This window comes from Mesorhizobium sp. M7A.F.Ca.US.014.04.1.1 (genome assembly GCF_003998745.1).
GTDB lineage: Bacteria > Pseudomonadota > Alphaproteobacteria > Rhizobiales > Rhizobiaceae > Mesorhizobium > Mesorhizobium ciceri.
In genome coordinates, this window is record NZ_RZRW01000348.1 from 1 (window position 1) to 6,197 (window position 6,197).

Below are 6,197 nucleotides of genomic sequence, written 5' to 3' on the forward strand. Positions count from 1 at the left end.
TCCCAGGCTGCCGATCGTCACCGTGCCCGGCGGAGGGCTTTTTGCCGCCCATGTGCGCGAGACGCAGACCAGCATGGAGTTTTCCGACACCGCCGCTCATGCCATGGCGATCCTGGCCATGGAGCAGTTCGGCCATGTCATCCTCGACCGGGACGAAAGGCTGGCGCCGGCACGGTCGCTGGACGAGATCGGGCGAGTGTTGGAGGCGGGGAAGGTTCCGGTGTGGCTGCCGTCGTCACTGGCACTGCCGGCGCTGGATGTTCCGGCCTCCTGGGACATTACCTCCGATTCTCTGGCCGCCTGGCTTGCCGGCAAGCTTGGCGCAAACGCGCTGTTGCTTGTCAAGCAGACCGGTGCATTCTTCGACAGCGATACCGCTGACAGCCTGAGGGCCCGAGGCATTGTCGACCCAGGCTTTGCCGCCATGCTGCCCGACGGCATCGATTTCCATCTCGCCGGTCCGAAGGATGCTGCCGGGGCCAGCGCGATGCTCGCGTCGGGCAAGCTGCCCGGCATCCGGATAGTGGCTTCAACAGGGTCGTCGGCAAAGAAGGCGGGATAGCCGATGGTGAAGCTGCATGTGCCGCGCTGGGCGTGGGTTTTGACGGGTTCCGGGCATTTTTTTACGGAGAGCTTCGCACTTGTTCGCCAGCTCGAACATTGCGATGTCTTCGTGTCTAAGGCCGCCAACGAAGTGCTGCGCATGTACAAGCTTAAACTTGATTTCCCGGAGACGACGCGCGTGCTGCACGACAAGACCGCAAGCGCGATCCCGGTCGGCGAATTCTACCACGGTGTCTATCACACGGTCGTGGTGGCGCCGGCCACGTCCAACACGGTCGCCAAATGCGTGCATGGCATTTCCGACACGCTCGCCACCAATGTCTTTGCCCAAGCGGGAAAGTGCCGTGTGCCAGCCATCGTCTTTGCTTGCGACACTGCGCCGGAACTCGAAACCCAGGCACCGCACGGACTGGTCAAGGTCTATCCGCGCAGGATCGACCTGGAAAATACCAAACAGTTGAAGAGTTTCGAGCGGACCCTGGTGGTCGAGTCGCTCGCTGATCTCGAAGCCTCGCTCACACGGCGCCAGGCCGAACTCGCAAGCGATGGCTGAGCGGCTGGTTTTTCTTACCGGCCATCTGGCCAAGGCGCGGCTGGAACGGCTGCTGACCGGGCTGGGCAGAACCGAATTCGTGTGGGAAATCGTCGACGTCGGCGTCAAGGTCGCCGCGCTGATGAGCGAGGACATCGTGAAGCGTCGGCTCACTCTGACAGGAGACGTCGACCGCGTCATCCTGCCCGGACGCTATCGGGGAAACATCGAACACCTGTCGGAGCATTTCGGCGTGCCCTTTGTGCGCGGCCCCGACGAGATCGCCGACCTTCCGGCCTTCCTTGGCCGGGCGGGCAAACCGCCGGATCTGACGCGTCACGATATGCGCATCTTCGCCGAGATCGTCGATGCGCCGATGCTGTCGGTCGAGGCCCTGATGGCGAGGGCCTCGATGCTGGCTGCGGCCGGCGCGGATGTCATCGATCTGGGCTGCCTGCCGGAGACGCCGTTTCCGTTGCTGGCTGAGGCAGTGCGGGCACTCAAGGCACAGGGGTTTGTGGTCAGCGTCGATTCGGCCAGCGCAGACGAACTGTCGATCGGTGCGCACGCCGGCGCGGACTATCTTCTCAGCCTCGATGAGAACACGCTGCCGTTGATCTTCGACCATCGGGCTACGGCAGTGTTGATACCCTCCATCCCCGGCGATCTGGATTCGCTCGGCCGGGCGATTACCGCGGCACAAAAGGCCGGCGTCGCCTTCATTGCCGATCCCGTGCTCGACCCGATCCATTTCGGCTTCGCCGTTTCACTCGGGCGCTTCATCGAGGCGCGGCGCCGTTGGCCGGACATCGAATTGCTGATGGGCACCGGCAATCTCACCGAATTGACCGACGCCGACAGTTCCGGCGTTACAGCCGTGCTAGCGGGGCTCTGCTCGGAACTCCGGATCCGGAACGTGCTGACGGTGCATGTCAGCCCACACACGGTGCGGACGATCGAGGAGCACGATATCGCCCGCCGCGTCATGTTGGCTGCTTGCACGGACGGCGCGTTGCCGCGCGGCTATCACCCAGGCCTGTTGCAGGTCCACGATCGCAAGCCTTTCACAGCCTCAACCGACGATATCGAGGCATTGGCGGCCCAGGTGCGCGATGCCAACTTCCGGATCGCGGTAGCGGAGGACGGCATCCATGTTTTCAATAGCAAAGGGCATGCGGTTGCCACGGATGCGTTCGAACTTTTTGCCTGGCTGGACGTCAACGCCGACGGCGCACACGCTTTTTACCTCGGCGCGGAACTGATGAAGGCGGAGATCGCGTGGCGGCTCGGCAAGCGTTATGTGCAGGACGAGCCGCTCGCATGGGGCGTTGCCGCGCCGGCACCCGAAACCGACCGTACCCGTCTTGCCGAGCCGGGCAAGACGCTCCGCGCAAGGAAAGAGCGCTAGGACCATGCCCTACATTCGCGAATCGATCATCACGACGGTCAATAAGGCAGGCAACGTCCACATCGCGCCGATTGGCATCATTGCCGAGAATGACGGTTGGGTTATCGCGCCGTTCCGGCCGTCGGTCACGCTCGACAATCTCGCCGAAGTGCCGTTCGCCATCGCCAATTATACTGACGACGCGCGTGTCTTTGCCGGCTGCCTGACAGGCCGCAAGCATTGGCCAACCGTTCCGGTTGACGGGTTCCCGGTGCCGAGGCTCGAGGCGGCGCTGGCGTATTCGGGCCTCGAAGTCCGGGCGGTCGATGACAATGGTGTGCGCCCCCGCCATTTCTGCCGCGTGGTGCGGGAGGAAACGCTCGCGCCGTTCACCGGCCTCAACCGAGCCAAGGCGGCGGTGCTTGAGCTGGCCATCCTGGTCAGCCGGCTCGGCATGCTGCCGCGCAACAAGATCGAGGCGGAAATCGCCTACCTTTCGATCGCCATCGAAAAGACGGCAGGCGACGGTGAAAAGGAAGCCTGGGGCTGGCTGATGCAGCGTGTCAGCGATCACTTGACCGCCAAAGGTTCGGATAGCGAGGACTCGCGAGCATAGGCGCGAGCGCCGCAACCTGCTTACGAAGGATATCCCGCCAAAAGCGCCACTGCGGACGCAGGTGCCGCGCTGCTCGCTTGCCCGCGAACAGTGTCATCGGCGGGGATGATGTCGGCGAAATCGACGTAACTGCGTTCCATGCGTTCGGCCAGCCGCCTGATCTGCCAGCGACCGCTTCCGGCGCCGACGATCGGGACATCCCGAGACAGGGTTCCGGCAACCAGCGCCGCTGCATCGTGCACTTTGCGCAGTTGCTGCTCGCTGAACCAGCGCGCGACTTCACCCCATTCCGGCGGGGTGAGGTCGGTGGCGTCGCGCCCCACCATGCGCGCCAGCCGCGCGATCGAGCCGTCCACAGTCTTTTCCTTGCCGTCGGCGGGAGGGTGCCTGTCGTCGTCCTCGTCGAGCACGCCCAGGATGCGGTGAGCGTCGGCGATCGAGGCGAAATATTCGTTCATCAGCGGCGTTAGCCTGCCATGGACGGGAGCCGACGAGGCTACGCCGAACAGGAATGTCCTGGTAAAGCCGGTATAGACCAATTCGCCGGTTAGAAGCCGTCCGGCATCGGTGTAGCCGTCATTGGCCACGGCGCCGTTCTTGATGGCGATAATATCGGTGGTGGTGGAGCCCATGTCGACGAACAGGGCATCGCCGGCGAGTTTTGCCACCAACAAGGCTGTCGCGTGCCAATTGGCGGAAGCCACATCGGCGGTCAGCTGCGCTGCCCGCTCGACTCCGACGAAACCGGATGGTCCGGCATAGACCAGCTTTTTGTCTGCGGGGAAATGGGTGGAAATCTGACCCAGCAGAGCCGCCACGCCGGCATCGCGGGACGGAAAGATGTCCGACAGTTCGCCCGTCATGGTGAATGCGTTGAGATCCGCACCCGCGTAGATCGGAGCCGTTTCGTCGAGGGCTGAAGCCAGCTTGTCCAACCCTTGCCAGAGCGGCGTTGCGATCGTTACCGCCTCGACGATGCGACCGTCTTGTGCGCGGGTCACCTTCAGATGCGCGCCGCCAATGTCGAAACCGGCAATGATGCCCTTTCTTTTTTCCACGCTTCAAGCTTTCATGACGGGGGCAATTGGTCGGTGAAAAAGCGTTGCGTATCATTCCGGTTCTCGACCTGAAAGACGGCGTGGTGGTTCGCGCCCAGCAGGGAAAACGCGATCGCTACAGGCCGATCGTTACGCCGCTCAGCCGAAGCCCTGATGTGGTCGCGGTCGCTGAAGGACTGCGTGGGCTTTATCCTTTTTCCACCTTCTACATCGCAGATCTGGACGCTATCGAAGGCGGAGCGCCAAACAGCGACGCACTCGCCCGGCTGAGGACGATGGCGGAGCCGCCGGAACTTTGGGTCGATGCCGGCGTGGCCGACGAAAAGACACTTTTGGCGGCGCTTGCCGAACGCTCGCTGTCTCCTGTTCTGGGCTCTGAATCGCAGCGAGACGACATGTTGCTGCGGCGTTTTCGCGATCATCCCGATCTCATCCTGTCCCTTGATTTCGTCGGCGATAGTTTTTGCGGGCCGCGTTCTCTTCTCGATGAGCCCGAGCTTTGGCCGCAAAAGGTGATTGTCATGACGCTGGCCAAGGTCGGTGCGGCCGCCGGTCCCGACTTCGGGCGGTTGCAGGAGGTCAAGGCCAAGGCCGGAAATCGCGCTGTCATTGCGGCCGGCGGTGTCCGCGACGAGAACGACATCAGGGCCTTGTCCGCCATGGGCGTCGCCGCGGCACTGGTCGCAACCTCATTGCACAACGCTACGCTCACGCCCGGCCACCTCGCGTCACTCGGCGCCTGATCGTCGTTGCTCGTCAGCTCCCGAAGGGCGTGCGCCCTTCGGGAGCTGACGTTTCAAAAGCCCAGAACCTTTTTCAGCCGGCGCAACAGACCATCCGTCTCAGAAGAGGGTTTTTCCTGTGCGGGGCTGTCTCTTGTCTAGGCTGCGAACGGATGCTTGACCTTGTCGCGCTGGGCCGTTGCTTCGGCGGCGGTCGGGGTTCCTGCAACGGCGCGCTGGATGGCTTCCTTTGTCGCCTCGTAATTGTATTTCTGGATCTTGGCGTCGTCCGCCGCGTCCCAATGGATGAATACCCCGACGCAGATGAACACGTCGTCTGCTTCGTTGGCCGGAATGGTCCCGTCCGCAACGCTGTCCTGCACGGCCTTTGCCACGGCGTGCTGCGCCGGGCCGAACATCTGGACCGCCTGTTTGGCACCCTTGATCGTGACCTTGTTGAACATCACGGTGTTGGGTTTGCATTGAAGATTGGGCGCGATCACCGCCAAAAGCGAAGTAAAGCCGTCCTTGTTGTTGGTAAGCGCGTTGCAAAATGCCGTTTCGACCGCGCTCCCCCGCGGGCCGATGAGCAGGTCGACATGCGCGACTTCGTTGCCGTCTCCCACCAGCGATTCACCGACCATAACCTTTGATATTTTTGCCATGCCAATTTCCTCCAAGACACAATTATGATGTCCACGGACGCTGCAACCGAGCAGGCGCTCGATGGACAGCTATCCTTGTTGGCAGCGTCCGGATTTGCCCGGACCGGTTGGCTAGATAGCCGCGGAAGCACAGCTTCCGCTTTTGGAAGTCAAGCACCAACGCCGCGATTATGCAAGGTGAGGGCGAGGGTGTGGACTAAAAGAGTAGCCACGGTGAGGTCGGCCGAGGTGCCGGGGTTGATGTTGTCGGCCTTCAGCCGGCGGTCGAACTCCATGAGCAGACGAATGCGCGACGGTTCGTCGCCCTCGGCATGGAGCGCCGCCTGAACGGCAACGGCTTCCTGCCGCGCCTGATTTGCGACGTGAACGCCGTGCTTGCGCATCACATGGCTGTCGGGGAAGCCGGCGAGAAACGCCATGTAGACGAACACCGTCGGCCACATGCCGTCTTCTTCACGTGCCAACGCTCCATCCAGCGCGGCGAGCCCGACCCCGAACACGTCGCCGAAACAGTTGCTGTACTGGCGAGCGATCATGTCGCGGTCGGCAGCCTCCCTCATCGCGTCCAGCAAATGGACCTTCGGCTCCTGCCGCACATCGTTGGCGGCTTCTCCGAGTCCGCCTGGCGCGGCCGTGACGATCGCCTCGACTAC

General features: G+C 62.8%; 8 protein-coding genes. 5 read left to right on the plus strand and 3 right to left on the minus strand.

The annotated features are described in order from the left end of the window. From EOA22_RS21495 to EOA22_RS21510, 4 genes are all read left to right on the plus strand, one after another. Nucleotides 1-562: dihydroneopterin aldolase (locus tag EOA22_RS21495; RefSeq protein ID WP_127390207.1), on the plus strand; the 562-nt coding region annotated here is incomplete at its 5' end. A 3-nt stretch (nucleotides 563-565) separates the two neighbouring features. Next, nucleotides 566-1,117 (plus strand): flavoprotein, encoded by a 552-nt coding sequence (locus EOA22_RS21500; protein ID WP_013532041.1) that lies wholly within the window; start codon nucleotides 566-568, stop codon nucleotides 1,115-1,117. Then, nucleotides 1,110-2,504: a DUF6513 domain-containing protein gene (locus EOA22_RS21505; RefSeq protein ID WP_063167852.1), complete on the plus strand. Its 1,395-nt coding sequence runs from the start codon at nucleotides 1,110-1,112 to the stop codon at nucleotides 2,502-2,504. Before EOA22_RS21500 ends, EOA22_RS21505 begins: the two co-directional genes overlap by 8 nt. A gap of 4 nt (nucleotides 2,505-2,508) precedes the next feature. Beyond that, nucleotides 2,509-3,099, plus strand: coding sequence for a DUF447 domain-containing protein (locus EOA22_RS21510; protein ID WP_063167853.1), 591 nt, complete (start codon nucleotides 2,509-2,511; stop codon nucleotides 3,097-3,099). Nucleotides 3,100-3,119: 20 nt separating this feature from the next. Here the strand turns inward: EOA22_RS21510 and EOA22_RS21515 are convergent, their stop codons facing one another. Further along, nucleotides 3,120-4,157, minus strand: coding sequence for a hydantoinase/oxoprolinase family protein (locus EOA22_RS21515; protein WP_024504387.1), 1,038 nt, complete (start codon nucleotides 4,155-4,157; stop codon nucleotides 3,120-3,122). Between the two features lie 26 nt (nucleotides 4,158-4,183). Here EOA22_RS21515 and EOA22_RS21520 point away from each other — a divergent pair, with 26 nt between their 5' ends. Continuing rightward, nucleotides 4,184-4,900, plus strand: a complete 717-nt coding sequence (locus tag EOA22_RS21520) for a HisA/HisF-related TIM barrel protein (protein ID WP_082826447.1) — start codon at nucleotides 4,184-4,186, stop codon at nucleotides 4,898-4,900. A 137-nt stretch (nucleotides 4,901-5,037) separates the two neighbouring features. Here the strand turns inward: EOA22_RS21520 and fae are convergent, their stop codons facing one another. Both fae and EOA22_RS21530 read right to left on the minus strand, forming a co-directional pair. Next, nucleotides 5,038-5,544 (minus strand): formaldehyde-activating enzyme, encoded by a 507-nt coding sequence (fae, locus tag EOA22_RS21525; protein WP_013532036.1) that lies wholly within the window; start codon nucleotides 5,542-5,544, stop codon nucleotides 5,038-5,040. Nucleotides 5,545-5,693: 149 nt separating this feature from the next. After that, nucleotides 5,694-6,197, minus strand: a 504-nt coding sequence (locus EOA22_RS21530; RefSeq protein WP_206521310.1) for a triphosphoribosyl-dephospho-CoA synthase, incomplete at its 5' end; no start/stop codon positions are given.

Coding starts and splice junctions, on each gene's coding strand:
- EOA22_RS21500 (WP_013532041.1), top strand. CDS start 566: ATGGTGAAGCTGCATGTGCCGCGCTGGGCGTGGGTTTTGACGGGTTCC.
- fae (WP_013532036.1), bottom strand. CDS start 5,544: ATGGCAAAAATATCAAAGGTTATGGTCGGTGAATCGCTGGTGGGAGAC.
- EOA22_RS21505 (WP_063167852.1), top strand. CDS start 1,110: ATGGCTGAGCGGCTGGTTTTTCTTACCGGCCATCTGGCCAAGGCGCGG.
- EOA22_RS21510 (WP_063167853.1), top strand. CDS start 2,509: ATGCCCTACATTCGCGAATCGATCATCACGACGGTCAATAAGGCAGGC.